23 protein-coding genes and 1 pseudogene are annotated in these 20,725 nt (G+C 42.2%); 11 read left to right on the forward strand and 13 right to left on the reverse strand.

Annotated features, from left to right (window positions below; translation table 11 throughout):
* The first annotated feature begins 20 nt into the window (after positions 1 to 20).
* Complete coding sequence (locus ACKWCA_RS22290) at positions 21 to 953, forward strand: peptidylprolyl isomerase (protein ID WP_413980459.1); 933 nt, start codon at positions 21 to 23, stop codon at positions 951 to 953.
* Positions 954 to 1,436: 483 nt separating this feature from the next.
* Here ACKWCA_RS22290 and ACKWCA_RS22295 read toward each other — a convergent pair whose 3' ends face one another.
* The 3 genes from ACKWCA_RS22295 to ACKWCA_RS22305 all read right to left on the reverse strand — a co-directional run bounded on the left by ACKWCA_RS22295 (position 1,437) and on the right by ACKWCA_RS22305 (position 3,650).
* Positions 1,437 to 1,631: a cold-shock protein gene (locus tag ACKWCA_RS22295; RefSeq protein ID WP_413980460.1), complete on the reverse strand. Its 195-nt coding sequence runs from the start codon at positions 1,629 to 1,631 to the stop codon at positions 1,437 to 1,439.
* Positions 1,632 to 1,812: 181 nt separating this feature from the next.
* Positions 1,813 to 2,805, reverse strand: a complete 993-nt coding sequence (gene lpxD / locus ACKWCA_RS22300) for a UDP-3-O-(3-hydroxymyristoyl)glucosamine N-acyltransferase (protein WP_413980461.1) — start codon at positions 2,803 to 2,805, stop codon at positions 1,813 to 1,815.
* Positions 2,806 to 3,011: 206 nt separating this feature from the next.
* The gene (locus ACKWCA_RS22305; protein ID WP_413980462.1) at positions 3,012 to 3,650 is read right to left on the reverse strand and encodes a peroxiredoxin; all 639 of its coding nucleotides are present in this window, start codon (positions 3,648 to 3,650) and stop codon (positions 3,012 to 3,014) included.
* Positions 3,651 to 3,760: 110 nt separating this feature from the next.
* Between ACKWCA_RS22305 and ACKWCA_RS22310 the strand changes: the two genes are divergently transcribed.
* On the forward strand, positions 3,761 to 4,306 hold the full coding sequence (locus ACKWCA_RS22310) for a YfiT family bacillithiol transferase (protein WP_413980463.1): 546 nt from the start codon (positions 3,761 to 3,763) through the stop codon (positions 4,304 to 4,306).
* 2 nt (positions 4,307 to 4,308) lie between these two features.
* Here ACKWCA_RS22310 and ACKWCA_RS22315 read toward each other — a convergent pair whose 3' ends face one another.
* Genes ACKWCA_RS22315 through ACKWCA_RS22325 form a run of 3 tightly spaced genes read right to left on the reverse strand, consistent with a single transcriptional unit; the run spans position 4,309 to position 5,736 of the window.
* Positions 4,309 to 4,842 carry a GNAT family N-acetyltransferase gene (locus ACKWCA_RS22315; RefSeq protein WP_413980464.1) on the reverse strand — a complete coding sequence of 178 codons (534 nt, stop codon included), beginning with the start codon at positions 4,840 to 4,842 and terminating at the stop codon, positions 4,309 to 4,311.
* Complete coding sequence (locus tag ACKWCA_RS22320) at positions 4,839 to 5,168, reverse strand: cupin domain-containing protein (protein WP_413980465.1); 330 nt, start codon at positions 5,166 to 5,168, stop codon at positions 4,839 to 4,841. Before ACKWCA_RS22320 ends, ACKWCA_RS22315 begins: the two co-directional genes overlap by 4 nt.
* 7 nt (positions 5,169 to 5,175) lie before the next feature.
* Positions 5,176 to 5,736 (reverse strand): thioredoxin family protein, encoded by a 561-nt coding sequence (locus ACKWCA_RS22325; protein ID WP_413980466.1) that lies wholly within the window; start codon positions 5,734 to 5,736, stop codon positions 5,176 to 5,178.
* Positions 5,737 to 5,857: 121 nt separating this feature from the next.
* Here ACKWCA_RS22325 and ACKWCA_RS22330 point away from each other — a divergent pair, with 121 nt between their 5' ends.
* Both ACKWCA_RS22330 and ACKWCA_RS22335 read left to right on the forward strand, forming a co-directional pair.
* Positions 5,858 to 6,778, forward strand: a complete 921-nt coding sequence (locus ACKWCA_RS22330; RefSeq protein WP_413980467.1) for a bile acid:sodium symporter family protein — start codon at positions 5,858 to 5,860, stop codon at positions 6,776 to 6,778.
* A gap of 71 nt (positions 6,779 to 6,849) precedes the next feature.
* Positions 6,850 to 7,818, forward strand: coding sequence for a 1-acyl-sn-glycerol-3-phosphate acyltransferase (locus ACKWCA_RS22335; RefSeq protein WP_413980468.1), 969 nt, complete (start codon positions 6,850 to 6,852; stop codon positions 7,816 to 7,818).
* On the opposite strand, the pseudogene ACKWCA_RS22340 reads toward ACKWCA_RS22335, so the two are convergent.
* The 3 genes and pseudogenes from ACKWCA_RS22340 to ACKWCA_RS22350 all read right to left on the reverse strand — a co-directional run bounded on the left by ACKWCA_RS22340 (position 7,819) and on the right by ACKWCA_RS22350 (position 12,636).
* Positions 7,819 to 10,338, reverse strand: a pseudogene (locus ACKWCA_RS22340) (M14 family zinc carboxypeptidase).
* A gap of 87 nt (positions 10,339 to 10,425) precedes the next feature.
* Positions 10,426 to 10,803 carry a PUR family DNA/RNA-binding protein gene (locus ACKWCA_RS22345; protein ID WP_413980469.1) on the reverse strand — a complete coding sequence of 126 codons (378 nt, stop codon included), beginning with the start codon at positions 10,801 to 10,803 and terminating at the stop codon, positions 10,426 to 10,428.
* Positions 10,804 to 10,878: 75 nt separating this feature from the next.
* Positions 10,879 to 12,636 carry an ABC transporter ATP-binding protein gene (locus ACKWCA_RS22350; protein WP_413980470.1) on the reverse strand — a complete coding sequence of 586 codons (1,758 nt, stop codon included), beginning with the start codon at positions 12,634 to 12,636 and terminating at the stop codon, positions 10,879 to 10,881.
* Positions 12,637 to 12,815: 179 nt separating this feature from the next.
* On the opposite strand from ACKWCA_RS22350, the gene nusB reads away from it, so the two are divergent.
* The 3 genes from nusB (at position 12,816) to yajC (ending at position 14,717) form a co-directional block, all read left to right on the forward strand.
* Positions 12,816 to 13,763, forward strand: a complete 948-nt coding sequence (gene nusB / locus ACKWCA_RS22355; RefSeq protein WP_413980471.1) for a transcription antitermination factor NusB — start codon at positions 12,816 to 12,818, stop codon at positions 13,761 to 13,763.
* Positions 13,764 to 13,920: 157 nt separating this feature from the next.
* Positions 13,921 to 14,400 (forward strand): DUF1573 domain-containing protein, encoded by a 480-nt coding sequence (locus ACKWCA_RS22360; protein WP_413980472.1) that lies wholly within the window; start codon positions 13,921 to 13,923, stop codon positions 14,398 to 14,400.
* Between the two features lie 23 nt (positions 14,401 to 14,423).
* The gene (yajC, locus tag ACKWCA_RS22365) at positions 14,424 to 14,717 is read left to right on the forward strand and encodes a preprotein translocase subunit YajC (RefSeq protein WP_413980473.1); all 294 of its coding nucleotides are present in this window, start codon (positions 14,424 to 14,426) and stop codon (positions 14,715 to 14,717) included.
* Positions 14,718 to 14,766: 49 nt separating this feature from the next.
* Here the strand turns inward: yajC and ACKWCA_RS22370 are convergent, their stop codons facing one another.
* On the reverse strand, positions 14,767 to 15,366 hold the full coding sequence (locus tag ACKWCA_RS22370) for a YdeI/OmpD-associated family protein (protein ID WP_413980474.1): 600 nt from the start codon (positions 15,364 to 15,366) through the stop codon (positions 14,767 to 14,769).
* Between the two features lie 39 nt (positions 15,367 to 15,405).
* Entirely contained in the window at positions 15,406 to 16,629 is a 1,224-nt protein-coding gene (gene pepT / locus ACKWCA_RS22375; RefSeq protein WP_413980475.1) for a peptidase T, read from the reverse strand.
* Between the two features lie 110 nt (positions 16,630 to 16,739).
* Here pepT and ACKWCA_RS22380 point away from each other — a divergent pair, with 110 nt between their 5' ends.
* Positions 16,740 to 17,132, forward strand: a complete 393-nt coding sequence (locus tag ACKWCA_RS22380) for a hypothetical protein (protein ID WP_413980476.1) — start codon at positions 16,740 to 16,742, stop codon at positions 17,130 to 17,132.
* Positions 17,133 to 17,222: 90 nt separating this feature from the next.
* Entirely contained in the window at positions 17,223 to 18,263 is a 1,041-nt protein-coding gene (locus ACKWCA_RS22385; RefSeq protein ID WP_413980477.1) for a quinone-dependent dihydroorotate dehydrogenase, read from the forward strand.
* A 49-nt stretch (positions 18,264 to 18,312) separates the two neighbouring features.
* On the opposite strand, the gene ACKWCA_RS22390 is transcribed toward ACKWCA_RS22385, so the two are convergent.
* Entirely contained in the window at positions 18,313 to 18,735 is a 423-nt protein-coding gene (locus ACKWCA_RS22390; protein WP_413980478.1) for a Dabb family protein, read from the reverse strand.
* Between the two features lie 111 nt (positions 18,736 to 18,846).
* Here ACKWCA_RS22390 and ACKWCA_RS22395 point away from each other — a divergent pair, with 111 nt between their 5' ends.
* Both ACKWCA_RS22395 and ACKWCA_RS22400 read left to right on the forward strand, forming a co-directional pair.
* Positions 18,847 to 19,446: a LysE family translocator gene (locus tag ACKWCA_RS22395; protein WP_413980479.1), complete on the forward strand. Its 600-nt coding sequence runs from the start codon at positions 18,847 to 18,849 to the stop codon at positions 19,444 to 19,446.
* Positions 19,447 to 19,481: 35 nt separating this feature from the next.
* Positions 19,482 to 20,345, forward strand: coding sequence for a hydroxymethylglutaryl-CoA lyase (locus tag ACKWCA_RS22400; RefSeq protein ID WP_413980480.1), 864 nt, complete (start codon positions 19,482 to 19,484; stop codon positions 20,343 to 20,345).
* Here ACKWCA_RS22400 and ACKWCA_RS22405 read toward each other — a convergent pair.
* A complete protein-coding gene (locus ACKWCA_RS22405) occupies positions 20,342 to 20,701 on the reverse strand; it encodes a hypothetical protein (RefSeq protein ID WP_413980481.1) in 360 nt (119 codons plus the stop codon). The two genes, ACKWCA_RS22400 and ACKWCA_RS22405, sit on opposite strands and share 4 nt — an antisense overlap.
* Positions 20,702 to 20,725: the final 24 nt, after the last annotated feature.

Consider the following 20,725-nt stretch of genomic DNA (forward strand, 5'->3'; position numbering starts at 1 on the left):
CGCTCATAAAAATGAGTAAAATGCAAGACGGAATCTACGCTAAATTCAATACTTCTAAAGGAGGGATATTGGTTAAACTTACCCATGATAAAACACCGGGAACGGTAGGTAATTTTGTAGCCCTAGCAGAGGGTAAAATGAAGAACACTGCTAAGGCCGAAGGCGAACCTTACTACAACGGATTGAAATTTCACCGCGTCATACCTGACTTTATGATTCAAGGCGGATGTCCGCAAGGAACGGGTACGGGAGATGCCGGATATAAATTTGACGACGAGTTTCATTCTGAATTGACACATTCAGGACCAGGAGTCTTATCAATGGCGAATGCAGGCCCAGGTACCAATGGAAGTCAATTTTTCATTACCCATGTTGCGACGCCGTGGTTAGATAATAAACATACGGTCTTTGGTCATGTTACCGAAGGACAAGAAATAGTTGATGCCGTAGACCAAGGTGACGCAATAGAGAGCCTCGAAATTGTAAGAGTAGGGGAAGACGCCCAAGCTTGGGACGCACTTGAAGCCTTTGAAACATTCAAAAGTTCTGGCGAAGCTAGAATTGCAGAAGAAAAGGCAAGACAGGCTGCTGAGTTGGATAAAGTTGCCGCTGGTTTTGAAACCACACCTTCCGGATTGCGATATAAAATCATTCAAAAAGGAGATGGAGGCCAAGCAGCTACTGGAGAACGAGTGTCCGTGCATTACGAAGGGTCTTTATTGAACGGTCAGGTTTTCGATTCTTCCTATAAGCGTAACGAGCCCATTGCATTTCAATTGGGAGTCGGACAGGTCATAAAGGGATGGGATGAAGGAATTTCACTGTTGAAAGTAGGAGATAAGGCCCGTTTTGTAATTCCGTCTGATTTAGCATATGGTAGTGCCGGTGCCGGCGGGGTCATTCCACCAAACGCCACCTTGATTTTTGATGTGGAATTGATGAAGGTTGGCTAGTCACCTACCAGTATCACCAATAAAAAAACCTTCATAAACATGAAGGTTTTTTTATGCTTCATCGGTACGGATGAGTAGCACATAAAGGTTGGTACATACCAACACAAGTAGGATTAAAAAGAATGTTATCACGGTTTGAAGTTGTTAGCAGTTTCCGACGGCTGTCGTATACGAAACAGTCCTTAGATCTAAAACCCTACTTTTCGGAATTTTCAACTCCCATTGAACTCAGTTTTACTAGGGCTATGTTCAGGGCGATCAAGAGAAAGAGGACACTAAAAAAGGTAATCATTGGTACTATTATTTTAAATCGGTTGGGTAAATGGTTAATTAAATAACGCCACAAATAGTGAAAACGTATGTATAGGTACCGCGCAAGTAGGTAACCTGTCTGTGAAACGAAACAATCGATTTGAAAAAAGGCATAAAAAAATCCCGATGAAACCATCGGGATTTATACTATAAAAAAGTTCAATACCTTATCTAGTCAACGACTTTCACATTAACGGCGTTCAATCCTTTTTTACCTTGTTGTAGTTCAAATTCCACAACATCACCTTCACGAACCTCGTCGATTAAGCCTGAAATGTGTACAAAATGATCTTCGTTCGAACCTTCTTCAGTGATGAATCCATATCCTTTGGAATCATTGAAGAATTTAACTGTTCCTTTACCCATAATACTAAAATTAAAAATTATTAAAGCCCAAATATAGTGTTAAATCTTTAATTGGTTGAATTTTTGGAAGTTATATTTAGGTTACTAATTTTCTGGGAGCATTTGAAGCTCCCTGAGTCAAAGCTTTTATAGCTGAAATCTGGGCAGTAGAAGGGTTTCAGTTCAATTGAATTTGGGGTGGTCATTCCTTTGCCAATTTTCGCATCATCACCCATTGCTTCAACATTTCACGTGATTCTTGCGCTGGATAACCGAGAACCGTTTTACCTGCTTCAACATCACCTACCACGCCTGATCCGGCTCCCACGGTTACCCCGGAGTGTAGTGTCGTATGGTCTTTGATGGAAGCACTGCCCCCGATGATGACCCCATCGCCCAAGGTTACAGATCCGGCTAGACCGCTGTGCCCTGCCATAATACATGAACGGCCCATGATACAATTGTGGGCGATCTGTACTTGATTGTCAATTTTGCAATTATCGCCTATAATAGTTGCACTGAACTTACCGCGGTCAACGCATGAATTAGCCCCGATTTCTACATCGTTGCCAATAACTACAGTGCCGATTTGTGGAATTTTGACCAATCCCCGGTCATCAGGGCTGGGCCGATAGCCAAATCCGTCAGCTCCAATACTGACATTGGCATGAAAAATACATTTGGCCCCAATGGTACAACGTTCACGTATGACCGTACCGGACCAAGCCACGGTATGGGCACCAATAGTGGTTTCATCGAGTATGGTGACATTAGGGTAGAGAATGACACCTTCACCGAGCACTACATTTTTCCCAACATACGTATGTGCTCCTATTTTACAGCCCTTGCCGAGCTCGGCGCTTTCATGTATGACGGCAGTAGGATGTATGTCAGCATCGAAAGCAGGAGGTTCAGGTTGAAAAGCTTCCAATACCTTGGCCATTGCCAAATCAGCATTTTTCACCTTGATCAAAGCACGATTTTCTCCGGGTTCAATGGTTATATTTTCATTGATAATGGCCGCTGAAGCTTTGGAATCTATCCATCGTGAAGCATATTTTCTACTTCCAATAAATGTGATATGGTGTGATTCGGACTTCAACAATTCTTCAGGTCCTTCGATGCGATGCGTGGTTTCCCCGATTAGCTCACCATCCAATAGTTCACTGATTTCGGTAACGGTTAAAGATTTCATAAAAATAAATTAGTAGTTGGTTAAAGCGGAAAACGATCCGAAAAGGACCTGCGCCTTACAAGATAAGTCTTTTGATAAATCTCCGTTGGTTTTTTTCGGTTTTCCTTTAAAAACGCTGTGTTGGAATGAAAATGGGAAGTACGGGAAAAAGTAAAGCCTCTAGAACTATGACTAGAGGCTTTGTATTTGATGGCACTATGATGTGCCTAGCTTGTTGGGTCGGGGGTCATACGTAAGTAGGGCTTTATTTCTTCTACCCCTTTGGTGAATAGTTCTTTAGCGTCAGCTGTAGTAATGGACGGACTGACTACAACGTCTTCACCCTCTTTCCAATTCGCCGGCGTGGCAACCTTATGGTACGCCGTAAGCTGCAATGAATCAATAACTCTAAGCAGTTCATAAAAATTACGCCCTGTGGAGGCAGGATAGGTCAAGGTCAGTTTAACGGTTTTGTCGGGAGCGATAATAAAAACAGAACGTACCGTCAAGGTACTGTCCGCATTGGGGTGGATCATATCGTACAAATCAGATACTTTTCGATCTTCGTCAGCGATAATCGGAAAGTTAACCGTCGTTTGTTGCACTTCATTGATATCTTTTATCCATTCTTTATGTGAGGCCGCACCATCAACGCTAAGCGCTAACATCTTTACATTTCTCCTATCGAATTCTTCCTTGAATTTTGCCGCGGTACCCAGTTCAGTGGTACAAACAGGAGTGAAATCAGCAGGATGGGAGAAAAGTATTCCCCAACTATCGCCAAGATACTCATAGAGATTTAAGGTTCCTTCTGAACTGTCCGCCGTGAAATTGGGTGCTTTGTCACCTAGTCGTATTGTTGCCATTTTTATATTCTTTATGTTAAATTCTAGTTATCCCACAAATTTAATGGATTAAAGCCTCAAGCGGTATTCTCAGAAATTAAAATTGTCTTAAAGTTTGTTATTTTTGAACTATGGAAAACGTTGATTTGGAGTTTTTAAAGTACCCTACGGGAAGGTTCGTATACCATTCGGATACGGATGAGAAAAAATTAAAGGAATGGATCACTGCTTTGGAAGAGCTGCCTAGTAGACTGACGCACTTGGTCAGTGATTTAAGCGATTCACAATTAGACACCGCATACCGCCCGGAAGGTTGGACCGTTCGTCAAGTAGTACATCATATCGCCGACAGTCACCACCACAGTTATACCCGCTTTAAATGGACCTTAACCGAAAACGAACCATTGATCAAGGCATACGAGGAGAAAGATTGGAGCAAGCTTTTTGATGCCAGAACCGCCCCGATTCAACTCTCATTGACTTATCTTACCGCCTTGCATGCAAAATTGGTCTTTCTGTTGAAGGGGCTTTCGGAAGATGATTTACAGCAGTGTTTTGAGCACCCTGAGGGTAATGTCAAAGTTTCACTTCGAGAGAATATTGCCAAATACGCATGGCATGGTAATCACCATTTTACCCAAATTGCCAATTTGGTAAAGCGGGAAGGTTGGGCCTAGCATTAGTGCCTTAATTCTTTGACCATAATATACATTTGCTTTTCTGTTTCTAGGACGGTGGGCAGGCGTATCTCACTTTCTCCATAGATATCGAAACCGTTTTTGAGATAGAAGTTTAGGGCAGGGCCTTTCTGCATAGCATCCAACCACACTATTTTTTTTTGGAGTTCTGCGGCCCTTAAAAGCACAAACTGAATTGTTTTGCCGCCGATTCCCTTTCCGGAGTATTCCCTTTGAATATAGATTTTATCCACATAAAGAGCATCCTGCTGAGTATACCCGTCCAAACGGGCGTTCAACGTAAATTTTAAGACACCAACGACTTTTGAATCACTTTTGATGAGGTACAATAGGGTGTTTTCGTCCCGTTCCTCTTTTTCAAGAATTTCTAAAGTAAAACTGTTGGAAATATATGGGGATGAATCCTGAAGCGGCCATAGGTGCAGATAATGCTGGTTGTAGGCTCGCGTTCCGACCTCGATATAATCCTGGAAGGTTTTAGGGTGTAACGGTTCAAAATGAACAATGTGTTTCATTTGTCCTGATTCGATTCGCCTCCTTCAGGACCATAAAAAAGGACCCAAGTCGTAAAATCCGCTGTAAAATTTTCGAAGCGATGAACTACCCCTGCCGGTACGAAAAGAAAATCCCCAGGACCAAAATCAGTTCGTACCCCATCGTTTAGAAACTCACCGGTACCGGAGACGACCACATAAACTTCGTCACGTGTATGCGGCTGCTGCAGATCAACCTGTTCGGGTTTGTAAATTTCTACCGAAAGCGTTCCATGTTCGAACAAGGTATGGAATGGCGAATCGGTAGTAGCAAGTTTTTGAAGGGCTTCTTTTGAACTGATTCTCATAGTATTGTTATGCTGGTTTCCATTTGATATTACACCCGATACTGGGTTTTTGGTCTTCGTCTATTTGATTGCCTTGTAAGAGAGCATTTATGGCTTTCGTCAAATCCGCTCCCGTGACCGGTTTTCCATTTCCTGGTCTTGAATCATCGAATTGCCCCCTATATACTAATTCAAGATGACCATCGAACAAATAAAAATCCGGGGTACAGGCCGCATCATACGCCTTTGCGACTTCTTGTGTTTCGTCATATAGATAGGGAAAACCATATCCTTCTTCGATTGCCTTCGCTTTCATCAGATGAGGAGCGTCTTGGGGGTAATTCGTCACGTCGTTGCTGGAAATCGCTATAAAACCGATTCCTTTTTCGAGGGCATCTTTCGCCACTCGTGTCATTTGTGCATTTACGTGGATTACAAAGGGACAGTGGTTACAAATAAAGGCGATTACTGTGCCATTTTTGCCTCGAAGTTCTTCCAAACTCCTAATTTCACCTGTAAGGGTATCCCTCAAATGAAAAGAAGGTGCCTTGGTTTTTAGCGGCATCATGTTGCTAGGGGTCCTTGCCATTTTTACCGTGTTTTACGAAATTTAAAGTTAAAAGTATTTCGGTGATTCTTTGTTATCCAATATGTGATTTTTTAACTTCCACGAGAATAGCAGCTCAGTGCCATAACCAACCCTATTCCATTTGACGGAGACCACCTTAGATACCCTTTTGATTAATTTTGACGCGGAGGCCCTCTGGGTTTTGAACGTGGCGTTGGCATTTGTGATGTTCGGTATCGCGCTAGAAATCACTACAGATGATTTCAAAAGGCTGCTGAAGGATCCCAAGCCTGTTCTTATTGGAGTCTTTAGTCAATTTTTGATGCTTCCTGCAGTGACCTTTCTGTTGGTCTTTGCCATTGAACCTTTACCGAGTATAGCTCTGGGTATGTTCATGGTCGCGGCCTGTCCGGGCGGCAACATGTCTAATTTCATTACCCATTTGTCTGGTGGAAATACAGCGCTATCCGTTAGTCTTACTGCTATTGCCACTTTGTTGGCCATTGTAATGACACCTTTTAATCTTCAACTTTGGGGATCGTTCTACGAACCTACAGCGGCGATTTTGACCGAGATCGCCATTTCCCCTTTTGAAATGACCAAGTTGGTTGCCTTGCTTTTGGGTATCCCCCTGGCTTTGGGGATGGGTGTCAATCATTATCAACCGGTTTTGGCAAAAAAAATGAGCAAGGTATTGAAGGTCGCTTCACTTCTATTTTTTGTGCTTCTTCTGTTTTTGGCACTTTACAATAACCGGGATGTTTTTATGGAGTACGTCACCTATGTGTTCTGGATCGTGGTGATACACAATCTTGTGGCGTTTACCACAGGATTTTCCCTGGCAAAAGCCTTTGGACTTTCACAACGTAACAGGCGAAGCATCACCATTGAAACCGGTATTCAAAATTCGGGCTTGGGACTTCTTTTGATTTTCACATTTTTCGACGGATTGGGTGGAATGGCTCTTTTAGCCGCATTTTGGGGCATTTGGCATTTGGTTTCAGGCCTGGTACTGGCAACTTTTTGGGGATATCGGCCCCTTTCAAAAGAAGAACTGATTTGAAGAGGATCGGATATCAACTTGTTAAAATTTGGATAAAGGTTAGCCTTCATCTTTATTTTGGCAAAATTAAAATGCACGGCCTAGAAAATGTACCTCAAGACAAGGCGGTACTTTTTTTGCCAAATCATCAAAACGCATTGTTGGATGTGCTATTGATTGCCGTTGACTGCGCTAGGAAACCGTATTTCTTGACCCGATCTGATGTGTTCAAAGGAAAGTTTTTAAAAGCGGTATTTGATTTTTTTCAGATGATACCGATATACCGAATCCGTGATGGAAGAGAGGCATTGAAAAACAATCAGGAGGTCTTCGATCAGTGCTCTCAATTACTGATAGACAAAGAAGTACTTCTTATGTTCCCAGAGGCGAACCATAGTTTGAAAAGACGTGTCAGACCACTAAGCAAGGGGTTTACCCGTATTATTTTTAATGCCTTTGATGCGAACCAAGAATTGGATGTTCACTTAGTGCCAATAGGTATGAACTACCAAAATGCGATCTCTTTTCCCGACCATGTGGCCCTATATTTCGGAAATAGTATTCCAGCAAGGTCTTCTTATGATCCAAAGGATATCAGGTCGTCTGTAACGAACATCAAAGACAAAGTGGAGACAGAGCTCCAAACACTTACCACACATATTGCCGATGAAAAACGATATGGTGATATCATTCGTACCCTGGATGCGATGAACGTTGATTACCTCGATCCACCGGCGGTCCACCAGCAAATACTGCAATTGAGCAGTAGCCCTCGCGCTACGAATAAAAAAAATCAGCGGGGTTTTTTTCGAAGGTTGGTCACGGTACTTTTTATGCTTGTCAATTTGCCCATGGTCTTAATCTGGAAAAAAATACTTAAACCGAAAGTATGGGAAGCTGAATTCATGGGTACCCTACGATTCGCATTCGCGTTAATCGCATACCCTTTTTACTACGGGATTCTGTTCGCCGGTATAACATTTTTGCTGACTGCACAGATAGCCGTATGGACCGTTATCGGCCTTTTTCTTTTTAACTGGGGATACGTGAAATGGACTTGACTACATACTCTCCCCGAAGAAAATAGCGTTCATCAACAATTTGTTGGTGCCATACCAGAAGGCCCTAAAATTGGTATTGTCGGTGAAGACAATGACGCGACCTTTTCCCATTCTATTCGCTCGAAAAGGAACGGAATTTTTGATCAACTTCGTATTTTCCTCTGAGATATAGCCGCTCAATAGCGGATTCGATGTGTATTGAATCGGGTTATTATAGCTATTCTTATCGGGTTCAATATAGATATTCGTATTTCTAAAAAGGGGTAGCGTATTGTTTTTATAGCCATAGCCAATAGGATGGGAGCGATCCAGTTTGGCTTCGAAAATGGCCCCGCCCGTCACCTGTGCCCCTAGAAAGTCCCTCTTTTGGTCAAAAGGGATATTCTTTGCCACCAAGGTGTCCTTTTTAAATTTCAGCTGTACGAATTCATTTTTTTCAAACCATTCCACAGCATTGCGGTACCCGATCAAGGTGCCGCCATTTTTAACCCAGGTTTTCAATTTAACCGCATTTTTTTTGGTTTGAAAGCTGCCGTAGGAACTCGGAACGATAATATCGGTGTATGTACTCAAATCGGCACGGCCAAAATAAGAAGCATCCAATTTGGTCAACTTGATGTTGTAACGCGTATCGAACAGATGCCAGATTTCACCAGCATCATAAGAGCGGATACCCTCACCGACCAAAATGGCTATTTTTTGTTTTTTGATCGGGTCGAAATCATTACTGCCCAAATCGATTCCGCGGGTGAGCCCCGTTCCGACCGCCGTGATTTCAATATGACTCTGTTCTGCAGTGCGTTGTAAAAAGGCATGTAGTTCGTCGGAATTCAAACTTTGGTTCTGTACCGGAATCATAATCGTGCCGTAATCGTACTTTTTTCCTTCCAAAGTGAAAGGTGATTTCGCGACCTTGGCCCGTAATCCCTTTTCAGTAATGCGATTCAGGGCTTTCGGGGCATAGTATTCATTCCATTCGAAAAGATAAGCATACCCGCTTTGGGCGGTAACCTTTCCTTTTAGAGGCTTGAAGTCGGTCACTTCAGGGCCTGCATTACTCAGATTTGGAAGTTCTTTATAATCTACATTGAAGGCCAAGGGGAACGTCCAAGCCGATATGTCATAGAACAGACTGTCAGTAAACGTAGTACGTTTTTCGAACATGGCCTTTATAAGCCGATGGTTCTTTTGGTTCATAGGAACAACGTAGGCGGCCCCTTTCTTATAAAACCTTCCGGAGATATTCGCATCATCGGCCAACTCGTGAAATGTGATCTTATGTCGATTTAGTATTTCAGCCAAATGCCATGTTTTTGCGGCATCTTTGCTATCGCCAAAAACCAGGGCTTTGGTCTTGCTTCGTGCGGCTTCATTTCTGACGTCATTATAAAAGCTTTGCTGGTACTTCAAGATTTTCGCTCGCATGACCGTTGCCGCCTGAATAGTTGATAGCGCAGTGGTGAATTGATTGCGTATCGTAAACGGAAACGTCAATAATCCATTTTCACTCTCTTGAATATGACCTCTTGAGCTACCTTGTTCGAATAGAATACCAATACTACCATTGACATCGGGGAAAGTGGAGCCTTTTCCGTAATAATAGTCATCATAATTTTCCTCGGAATAATATAGAGAACCGATTTTATCCAAGGCTTTTGCGTGATACGTACCGATTTCGGCCGTTAATTCTTGGTTCATTTTCGGAGTTAAAGGATGGACTCGAGTCGGTTCTCCTGGTTGAAAAAAGAAGGTGGAATTCGTTCCCATTTCGTGATGGTCGGTCAGTATGTTGGGCATCCATTTATGAAAACTTTTGATACGGGCCCTACTCTCGGGTAACTGCACGGGCAACCAATCACGATTCATGTCAAACCAATAATGATTGGTACGCCCCCCGGGCCATACCTCATGATATTCCCTGTCGTTATTGTCGGCGATTAAGTTTTGTGCTTTATTGGTGTTTGCCCAATAGGCAAAACGCTGCAGCCCATCAGGATTGAACGAGGGATCCAATAGAATGATCGTACTGTTTAGAATGGCATCGATTTCAGGACCTTGGGCAGCGGCCAGATAGTAGGCATAGGCCAAACCTGCATTGGCACCACTAGGTTCGTTGCCATGAATCGAAAAGCCCTGATATACCACAATGGGCATATCATCGACCGGTATCGTACCATTTTCTGTAATGGCAAGGTGTTCTTTTCTGATTTAATCAATATTCTGATGATTTTCAGGGGTAGTAATGGTCAATAATAGTATAGGTCTTCCTTCAAAAGTCGCTCCTCGGTTTTCTATGGATATGCGATCACTGGCTGCGGCCAAGGTTTGCATATAGAACATGAGTTTATCATGGGTCACATGCCATTCGCCCACTTCGTGCCCGATGATTTCTTTTGGCGTAGGTATCGTTTGGTCATAGGTAACCCCTTGAGGAAGGTAGTAGTTCAAATCAAGAGATTTCTGAGCGTGAGCAAATTGAAGGCACACCAGGGTAATAAGAATGAGTACTATTTTTTTCATTTGGATCTTGAATTAATCGAAGCTCTAAAAATAAAAAACGGCTCTTAATTAAAAGAGCCGTGAACTAGTTATTTTCTAAAATGGATGTTAAATATCATCGAAGTCGACATCAGTGAAACTTTCAGTCGATTTCAACTCACCGTTTTCAATAGGTTCATCTTCCTCTTTCTTAAAGTCTTTTTGGTGTCTTTCTGAAATTACCTCGGTTCCTTTTTCGTTGATGATGAAATCCATCATTTCAATTACATTTTCCTTAAAAGCATCAAAGTCTTCTTTGTACAAATAGATTTTGTGCTTTTTGTAGTGGAAGGAACCATCGTCATGAGTAAACTTTTTACTCTCGGTGATGGTCAAATAATAATCCCCTGCTTTTGTACTTCTGACGTCAAAAAAATAAGTTCTTCTGCCCGCCCTTAAAACTTTGGAATGGATTTCTTCCTGATCCATTGAATCTCTTTCGCTCATCGTATAGTGTCTAGTGTTTATAATGGGTTTATTCTCTCAAAAATGTAAAAAAAAAGGCAATTCGACAACAATTTTCTAGTTTTCTTTTGCCGATAACTGATTCTCGTAGAGTTCTTTGTAATAGCCCTCAACAGCATTTAATTCTACATGTGTACCCTCTTGCAAAAGGGCACCATCTTCAAGAACAAGTATTTTATCCGCGTTCTTTGCGGATGACACCCTATGGCTTACGATAAGGGTAGTCCTATTTTTGGAGGCCTTTTTCAAATTGTTCAGAATCTCTTCTTCAGTCTCCGTATCTACGGCCGATAAGCAATCATCGAAAGCATATATTTTTGGATCTTTGAGCAATGCTCTTGCTATGGATACCCGTTGTTTCTGTCCTCCACTCAAGGTAATTCCCCGTTCACCGAGAACCGTATCGTACTCTTTGCCAAAGCCCATGATATTCTCATGCACGACGGCATTTTTCGCCACTTCGATAACCTCCTCTTTGGTGGCGTCATGTTTTCCGAATTTAATATTGGTCTCTATGGAATCGGAGAATAGAAATGCGTCTTGCGGTACCGCCCCGATAGCTTCGCGAAGTGAAGTGAGATGATGTTTCTTTATAGGGACATCATCCACTAAAATTTCCCCTGAACTTACATCGTAAAGACGGGCCACTAAATCTAAAATAGTCGACTTGCCAGAACCTGTCTTGCCAAGAATGGCTACCGTATCACCCTCATTGACCGTGAACGAAAGGTTTTTGAGTGCCGTAATTTCGGTATCCTCATACGTAAAGGAAACATTCTTGAATTCGATCTTTCCTTTTATGGGTATGGTTTCGGCTTCTTCGCTGTTATTGATTTCTGGGGTTTCCTTTAAAAACTCATTGATTCTTTTTTGTGATGCTTCCGCACGCTGTACTATCGATGTCAGCCACCCTACGATAGCCACAGGCCAAGTCAACATATTTACATAAAGGATAAATTCGGCAATCACTCCGACAGATTCGATTTCCCCATTGATATATTGCTTTCCACCTATATAAATAACGAGAATATTACTCACTCCGATCAATAAGATCATCAAGGGGAAGAACCACGCATTTACTTTGGCCAAACTCATGCTTTTATCTTTTCCCTCAATGGCCAGGTCTTTAAGTTCAGAATTTATCTTAGGCTCTAAGGCGTAGGCCTTGATCACCGAAACCCCGGAGAACACTTCTTGGGTAAAAGTCGATAGCGATGACAGATATTCTTGTACTACGGTACTCCTCTTATGAATGATCTTGCTTATTTGATAAATTAATATCGATAAGATCGGCAATGGCAACAAGGTATAGGCGGCAAGTGTGGGAGCCTTGATAAACATTAACGGAATCAAGCAACAAAACAAGGTTAGGGCATTGATGCCGTACATGATGGCCGGGCCGGCATACATGCGTACCTGATTGATATCCTCACTGATTCTATTCATTAGGTCACCTGTTCGGTTTTTCTTGTAAAAATTAAGACTGAGTAGTTGGTAATGATCGAAGACCTCGTTTTTCAGGTCATATTCGATATACCGCGAAACGTTGATGATGGTCTGTCGCATCAAAAAGGTGAATAGGCCAGAGAGCAAGGCAGTACCCACAATAATAATGATGTACTCTAAAAGAAGGCTCTGCGCTTCGGGTTCGGCCAATTTGTCGGCTGCAAAATCCTCTACGACCTCTATTGATTTTTTTACGTAAGAGGGCATAACCAAAGAAAAAATTCTGGCAATGATCGTAATGATAATGCCAAGAAAAAGTTTTAACCAGTATTTTCTAAAGTATTTGTTGAGGTGCTTAAGTTCCTTCATTCGGCCGGTTGGATCAACGAGATGGTGTTCATTTGAATTTCCCAAAGATAGTTGTTTGAACCAAAACCAAATGTTATAAAATGCATAAGATAATACCTGTTAGCCCACATTACATTGAAAATAGATTAGTACTTTTACGCGCTGAAAAGAAACCCAGTTCCATATAAAAGTTCTTTAACATGCTTACAAGAAGGCACATTAGGGTAAAGGTGATGCAATGTATTTACGCCTTGATCCATTCCAAAGACGATTCGCTGGAGAAACAACAGGGGTTTCTAAACGCCAGTATCGATAAAATGTATACCCTGTATTTGCTGGTGTTGAGTTTGTTGATCGAGATACAGAAGCACGCAGAGGCCCAAGTAACGCTTTCTACCAAAAAATACCTTGCCGATAGTACGGACGAATACCCTCAAAAGGATCGGTTCGCCAATAATGGACTTTTACTTCAACTAGCGGGCAATCCATTGCTTAAAGAAGCCCTTTCAAAGCGAAAGCTGAAAAATTGGTACTTGAATGAAGAGTATGTCAAATTAATCTATAAAGACATTATTAGAAGCGAGACATATCAGGCGTATATGAGGCGCCCCTCGCAAACCTATGAAGAGGATAAAAAGCTAGTTCAGGTTCTATTCAAGGAGGTAATCGCGCCCAACGAAAAAATCTATGACTACTTTGAGGATGACCAACTGACATGGGTCGATGATATACCTATAGTCAATACTTTTGTGTTAAAGCTGTTGCGCAAGGTGACCAAAGAACAGCACCCTTCGTTTTTCTTGCCGGAATTGTTAAAAGACGAGCAAGATCGTGAGTTCGCCCAACAATTACTTATCAAAACCCTTTTGAACGATGCCAAATGGGAAAAGGAAATTGAAGGTAAAACCCCGAATTGGGACAAAGATAGAATTGCGGATATCGATTCGATACTTCTGAAAATGGCTATATGCGAGTTGTTGAACTTTTCATCAATTCCAGAAAAGGTGACCATAAATGAGTTTCTTGAAATAGCCAAAGAGTATTCTACTCCGAAGAGCAGTATTTTCATTAATGGTATTCTAGACAAATTGGTCAAGGAATATAAGGCGGATGGAAAGTTGAAGAAAATGGGTAGGGGCCTATTATAAAGTAGTTCGTTAGGTACTAGCTGTCAAGCCAAAGTGTTTTGGGTACCTCATCGACGAACTGCATATCAAAAAAGAGGGCCGTTAATAGACTATTGAGGTAATTTTGTCGTTAGTATATAATATTTATCTAATTTTACAACAAATAAAAATTATTAAGATGAAAAGAGCTATTTTATTTTTAGGGGCGTTAACCCTTTTCGTTTCCGTTTCTTGTAAAGAAAATGCTTCGAGCAAGGTCAAAACGGACAACGTAGCTGAAGCTGCGGAGCGAGACGAAGCTGCAAAGCAAGTACCGGTAATGAGTTTTGAAAAGTCAGAACACGACTTTGGAACCATAGAGCAGGGTACTCCTCAAGAAACAGTGTTTAAATTCACGAATACCGGAGATGGCCCGTTGATCATCACAGATGCTTCTAGTAGTTGTGGTTGTACCGTTCCTGAATATCCAAAAAATACGCCGGTAGCGCCAGGTGCGACAGGTGAGTTAGTGGTGAAGTTCAATGGTTCAGGTCAGAATCAGGTGACCAAAACGATTACGGTCAAAGCCAATACGGCAAAGGGATCTGAGATTCTTCGTATCAAGGCGTTCGTAAATCCAAAAGGTGCGGCACCACTCGGACCAACTGCTGGTAAATAGGGTTAGAGCAAATAGAGAACTATATGGGTGATATTGGGCAGTTTTTGCCAATGATTTTGATTTTTGTGGTTGCGTATTTTTTTATGATACGCCCGCAAATGAAGCGTGCGAAAGATGAAAAGAAGTACGCTGCGGAATTAAAAAGAGGCGATCGCATAGTGACAAAAAGCGGACTTCATGGCAAAGTCATGGAGATAAGCGATAAGGACAATTCATGCATCATTGAAACCATGGCGGGCAAATTGAAATTTGACCGTTCGGCCATTTCAATGGAAATGAGCAAGAAGTTGCAGACACCGGCTGTCGCTAAGAAATAATATAATTCTAAATCAATAGTCTAAGGCCTCGAATTTTTTTTCGAGGCTTTTATTTTTTGTATTTATCGTTCAGGCCCGCGCCGTTTTTGATCATCGGCAGAATCTTCTGTAGGCGCGTTAGTTTAGTCTTTTCTTGCTTGGCGTCGGCAATGTATTCCGAATACTCCTTTTTATTGTAATTTGAAAGTTTTCCAAAGGCTGTTTTGGCAGCCGCATCTTTGCCTAAAGCATTCTTCAACAGGTCGGGCATTACGAACTTGACCGGGGCTTTTTTCTTTGGGGCCAGTTTCAGGCCTTTCCGTTCGTTCTCCAAGGCCTCGTTCATGTATCCGAACACCTTTGTCTCGTCGATATCCTCAAGAGCATGAAATTTCCAATGGCGCATCGCTTGTGTTTTTCCCTCTTGGGCATTTTCGAGTACCCCATGTGGGTCGCTAAGAAAAACCCCATTAAAGAACCAGAGTCCAAAGTGCTTTTTGAATTTACAAATAGCCAGCACATTTTTTCCATTCAAAGTGTAGGTCGGAAACATCCATTTGAAGGTTTCGTCCATTTTCGTCTTAAGGGCAAGGGTACGCAACACTCCTATGGCTTCCTGAAAGGGATGTTCTTCCGAAAAATACCGTTCTACTTTTTCCGATTTGTCCATGAGATGAAATTTTCAGGCAATGAAAAATTGACTACTGCCTTATCGCTTTGCCGTAAGTTCGCAAATTTTGACGATAACATCAACTGCCTTTTGCATACTTTCAACGGGCACATACTCATACTTACCGTGAAAATTATGGCCGCCAGCAAAAATGTTTGGACATGGCAGGCCCATAAAACTTAGTTGTGAGCCGTCGGTTCCACCCCGGATCGGTTTGATGATCGGTTCGATTTCCAATGACTCCATAGCCTCTTTTGCTATCTCAACGATATGAAATACGGGTTCTATCTTTTCCCGCATGTTGAAGTATTGATCCTTCAGTTCCATGGAAATGCAATCTCCATAAGTGGCATTCAGTTTGGTGACGATATCTTGTAACAGCTTTTTTCTCCGCTCGAACTGGGTCGCGCTGTGGTCTCTTACGATCAGTTCGAATTCGGCATGTTCAATGTCCCCTTTCATGCTGTGGATATGAAAAAATCCTTCCCGGCCCGAGGTATGCTGCGGCGTTTCTTCTGGAGGAAGTATAGACATGAATTCATTGGCAATGCTCACTGCATTGATCATCTTGTTCTTGGCATAGCCCGGGTGAACGCTTTTTCCTTTTATGATTACTTTGGCCCCAGCGGCATTGAAGTTTTCGTACTCCAATTCGCCTACTTGGCTGCCATCCATAGTATACGCCCATTGTGCGCCAAATTGTTCAACATCGAATTTATGGGCTCCTCTACCGATTTCTTCGTCAGGAGTGAAGCCTATCCGAATTTTGCCATGTTTGATTTCAGGATGTTTGATGAGGTATTCCATTGCGGTTATGATTTCGGCGATACCGGCTTTATCATCGGCGCCAAGCAAGGTTGTACCGTCTGTTGTAATCAGTGTTTGTCCCTCATAGAGTAACAGATCTTCAAAATAATAGGGTGATAACACGATCTTTTTTTCCCTGTTCAAAATGATATCACCGCCATCGTAGTTTTCAACTATTTTCGGAGTGACATTCGTTCCCGAGAAATCTGGCGTGGTGTCAAAATGGGAAATGAAGCCGATGGTCGGAACAGCTTTTTCGGTAGTACTGGGTAAGGTAGCCATGATATAGGCATTGTCGTCAATGGTTACTTCCTTCATGCCGATTTCCTTCAGTTCCTCCACTAGCTTATAGGCGAGGTCCCATTGTTTTTCAGTACTCGGTGTGGTATCGGAACTCGGATCACTTTGTGTATCGATTTTCACGTAACGTAAAAACCGGTCCATTAACTGCTGCATTTGTATAATTTTTAGTTAAAAAAACTGTTATTATCAAACAAGTATACGAATCTATTGTGATGTATCTAAGAGCTTTTATATCGGTTTTTACTTTTTTATGTAGCGTGCCAATGGCAAACGCTCAAGAGTGTACTCTTGATATTGGGGGAAAGAATACCGAAACCCTCATCAAGGTCTTTCAGCTCAACGACACCCAAATTGCACAAATGGAAACCTGGAGTGCTGAATTAACGATTCAAAACAAAGAGACCGAAGATGCCATTCAAAAACTATTTGATTCACATCCGCAAAGTAGTCACGAAGAGCTCCTGACATTAGCGAATAAATACAAAGCCCTACAGCAAAAAATAGTGGATGCTTCTTGGGAGGCCGATAAAAAGTTACTTACCGTCTTCAATGATAAACAGTACGAACGGTATTTGCAACTTTGTATGGAAGCGGTAAGAAGACCTATAAAAGTAGTACCGACAGGTGTTAGGGACAGTATCGTGGATCCAGAATAATTGTCAACCGAAATCTGTTGATAAAATACGCTCAGCTAGGAAGTTTACTGCACCTCAGTTCGTATTTTTACCAAAATCCTCCTAAAATTCATGTATAAATTTTTCGTTCGGCCGTTGCTGTTTCTGCTTGATGCTGAAAACGCCCATTATTTTACTTTTTCACTCGTTCGCACGCTTTCCAAAATCGGTTTTTCTGGCATATTCAGATCACTTTATACCATAAAGGATAAGCGTTTGGAAAGAGAAGTGTTCGGACTGAAATTCGATAATCCGATAGGTTTGGCCGCTGGCTTTGACAAAGATGCCAAGCTTTATAATGAACTGTCGGATTTTGGTTTTGGTTTTGTTGAAATCGGAACCCTGACGCCCAAACCGCAAGCGGGTAACCCTAAGCCTCGCTTATTTCGGCTAAAGGCCGATCAGGCCATTATCAATCGAATGGGCTTTAATAATTCAGGGGTTTTCGATGCAGTGGAACGATTGAAAAAACAGCATCGTGTATTGATTGGCGGTAATATCGGCAAGAACAAAGTAACCCCCAATGCAGATGCTGTCAAGGACTATCTTATTTGTTTGGACGCGCTTTTTGATCATGTGGACTATTTTGCCGTAAATGTTAGTTCGCCCAATACGCCAGGATTGCGAGAATTGCAAGATAAAGAACCCTTGACCGACCTACTGAAAGAACTCAAAAAGGAGAATAAGAAGTATGCGACCAAGAAGGGTGTCAAAGAGAAACCCATTCTTTTGAAAATTGCACCTGACCTGAGCGATAACCAATTACTTGATATCATAGCCATTGTTGCGGATACGAAAATCAGCGGTGTAATTGCTACAAATACCACTATTGAACGTAAGAATTTGAAATCGGATTTGATCTTTAGTGAGGAAAAAGGAGGGCTTAGTGGGAAACCTCTGGTGAATAGGAGTACCGAAGTGATTCGGTTCTTGGCCGAAAAAAGTGGCAAGTCCTTTCCGATTATTGGAGTGGGAGGTATACATTCACCTGAGGATGCCCTAGCAAAACTTGATGCCGGAGCCGATCTGGTACAACTGTATACCGGATTTATATATGAAGGTCCGTCATTAGTGCGGAAAATCAACAAGGCCTTGTTGAAGCCCCTTGTATAATCTTTTCTCGAGAATTCAGATTTCCTTTAGAATACCGGGTGGTTTCCGGCTACTTGGTCCAATAGTCGATGACCAAAACATCATCTAAATGTGGTCCGAGAACTTCGCCAAAAGCCTTATGGTCAGGATGAGGCAAATATGTCGCACGATCTTCCTCACTTTTGAAGGTTAAAAAGAAGCAGTGCGTAAATCCCTTTTCGAGGCCTTCTGGGCTGTTATTCAATCCCCATTCGTATCCTGCAATCTCCGGAATTTTAGTCGGCAGGGCTGAAAATGCATCTTGAACTTTGGCAATATCGGTTTCAGAAGTACCGTCTTTGAACTTGAAAAGTACAACATGCCTTAAAACGCTATCATTTTCCATGGTTGTTTGTGGTATATTTTGTCCGACGGTCGAATCCTGATGGTTAGCAATAAAGCTTAGGGATACACATGCCATCAAGAGCAAGGGAAAAAGGTATTTCATTTTCATAAGACGTTATTTTCCGGTAAGATATAAAAAATGAGGTTGGCAGCCACGGAATTTGTATTTTTCCGACCCTAACGATTTTTCGAGTTGAATTACGAAATCCTCTTTGCTTTTATGGGCGCAACGGCAGCCCTTGCCATTTCTCCAGGCCCTGACAATATCTACGTGTTGATGCAGAGCATTACGAACGGTAAAAAGTACGGGTTAGCTACCGTTGCTGGGCTGATCTCTGGTTGTATTGTACACACATCTCTCTTGGCATTCGGAGTTTCTGCAGTGATCAAAAGAAACGAGAACCTTTTTTTTATAATCAAGGTGTTCGGAGCGATCTACCTTTTGTACTTGGCCTATCAGGTAGCGATCAGTACTAGCGCTATTGATGTTTCTCAGGGACGAGCAGAGAAGAAGAAAGTGGGTCAATTGTTCCGTCAAGGATTTATAATGAATGTCTTGAACCCCAAGGTGACGATTTTCTTCCTGGCCTTTTTTCCGGGATTCCTCTTTAGTAGCGAAATGAGCACGGTACTCCAGTTTTATATTTTGGGCATCTTGTTCATGGTCGTGTCTGCGATTATTTTTAGTTTGATTGCCGTGCTTTCCGGTATGATTTCTGAATACCTACTGAAAAATGCAAAGGTTGGACTGTATTTAAAGTGGATGCAAATCGTGGTTTTTGTCGGTATTGCGATCTACCTATTGCTTTCGGATAAATAGTGCTAATTTTACGAACGTAATCAATCTTCCTGACCTTGGAAAATGTCAAAATCATCGAATGTCCGCGCGATGCCATGCAGGGTATTAAGCCTTTTATTCCCACAGAAGATAAGGTGCGCTATATTCAATCACTATTAGGATGTGGTTTTGACACTCTGGATTTCGGGAGCTTTGTTTCCCCAAAGGCCATTCCACAAATGGTGGATACGGCTGAAGTTTTGGCCCAATTGGACCTTTCCGAAACGTCAAGTAAATTATTGGCGATCGTAGCCAACGTGCGCGGGGCAAACGATGCCGTTCAGTACGAAGCGATCGATTATTTGGGGTTTCCTTTCTCCATTTCCGAAAATTTTCAGATGCGGAATACGCACAAGACCATCGCACAATCTATCGAGACTTTACAAGAGTTATTTCAGATTGCCGATGCCTCGGGAAAAGAGGTGGTTACCTATATTTCAATGGGGTTCGGCAATCCGTACGGCGATCCATGGAGCGTAGAAGTAGTAGGAGAATGGACCGAAAAATTGGCGCATATGGGTGCTCGTATTCTTTCGCTTTCCGATACGGTCGGTACCTCTACCCCTGAAGTCATTGACTATCTATTTTCGAATTTAATTCCGAAATACCCAGAAATCGAATTTGGAGCCCATTTGCATACAACGCCTACGAAATGGCATGAGAAAGTGGATGCTGCCTTCAAGGCTGGCTGTAGAAGGTTTGATGGTGCTGTGCAGGGTTTTGGTGGGTGCCCAATGGCAAAAGATGAACTCACCGGAAATATGCCTACCGAAAAAATGCTGTCCTACTTCAATGCTGAGAAGGTGGATTCGGGAGTCAACTGGCTGGTCTTTGAGGCCGCTTATAATAAGGCTTCGGAGTTGTTCGCTACCTATCATTAGCTGTTGTCGACTAGCCCTCCTAAATAGTTGTCTAGGTTCATTTGAAACAGAGTGCCTTCCACCAAGTCTTGGACGGCTTCTAATTCCTTAGCGTTCATTGCAAAGCTGATTTGCGGAGCCGGTGAATCGACCAAAAGTGCCTTACAAGATTCATTATGAGCGCAGTTCTTGCAAAGCGAGCTATTTTCCTTGGTATATTTTATATTATCCGAAAAGCGAATTAGTTCTTCCTTTGAAAGTAGTAATCCAGTATCTCGGAATACGATTTGAACTTTTGTGACGGTATGTCGCAGATTTCCTTTCCATTGAAATGCAAAACCAAAATCGTTGTGGTAAATGGGGTGTATATCTTTCATAGTAATATTCTTATATGAAGACCA

Source organism: Maribacter corallii (assembly GCF_047345415.1).
Classification (GTDB): domain Bacteria; phylum Bacteroidota; class Bacteroidia; order Flavobacteriales; family Flavobacteriaceae; genus Maribacter_C.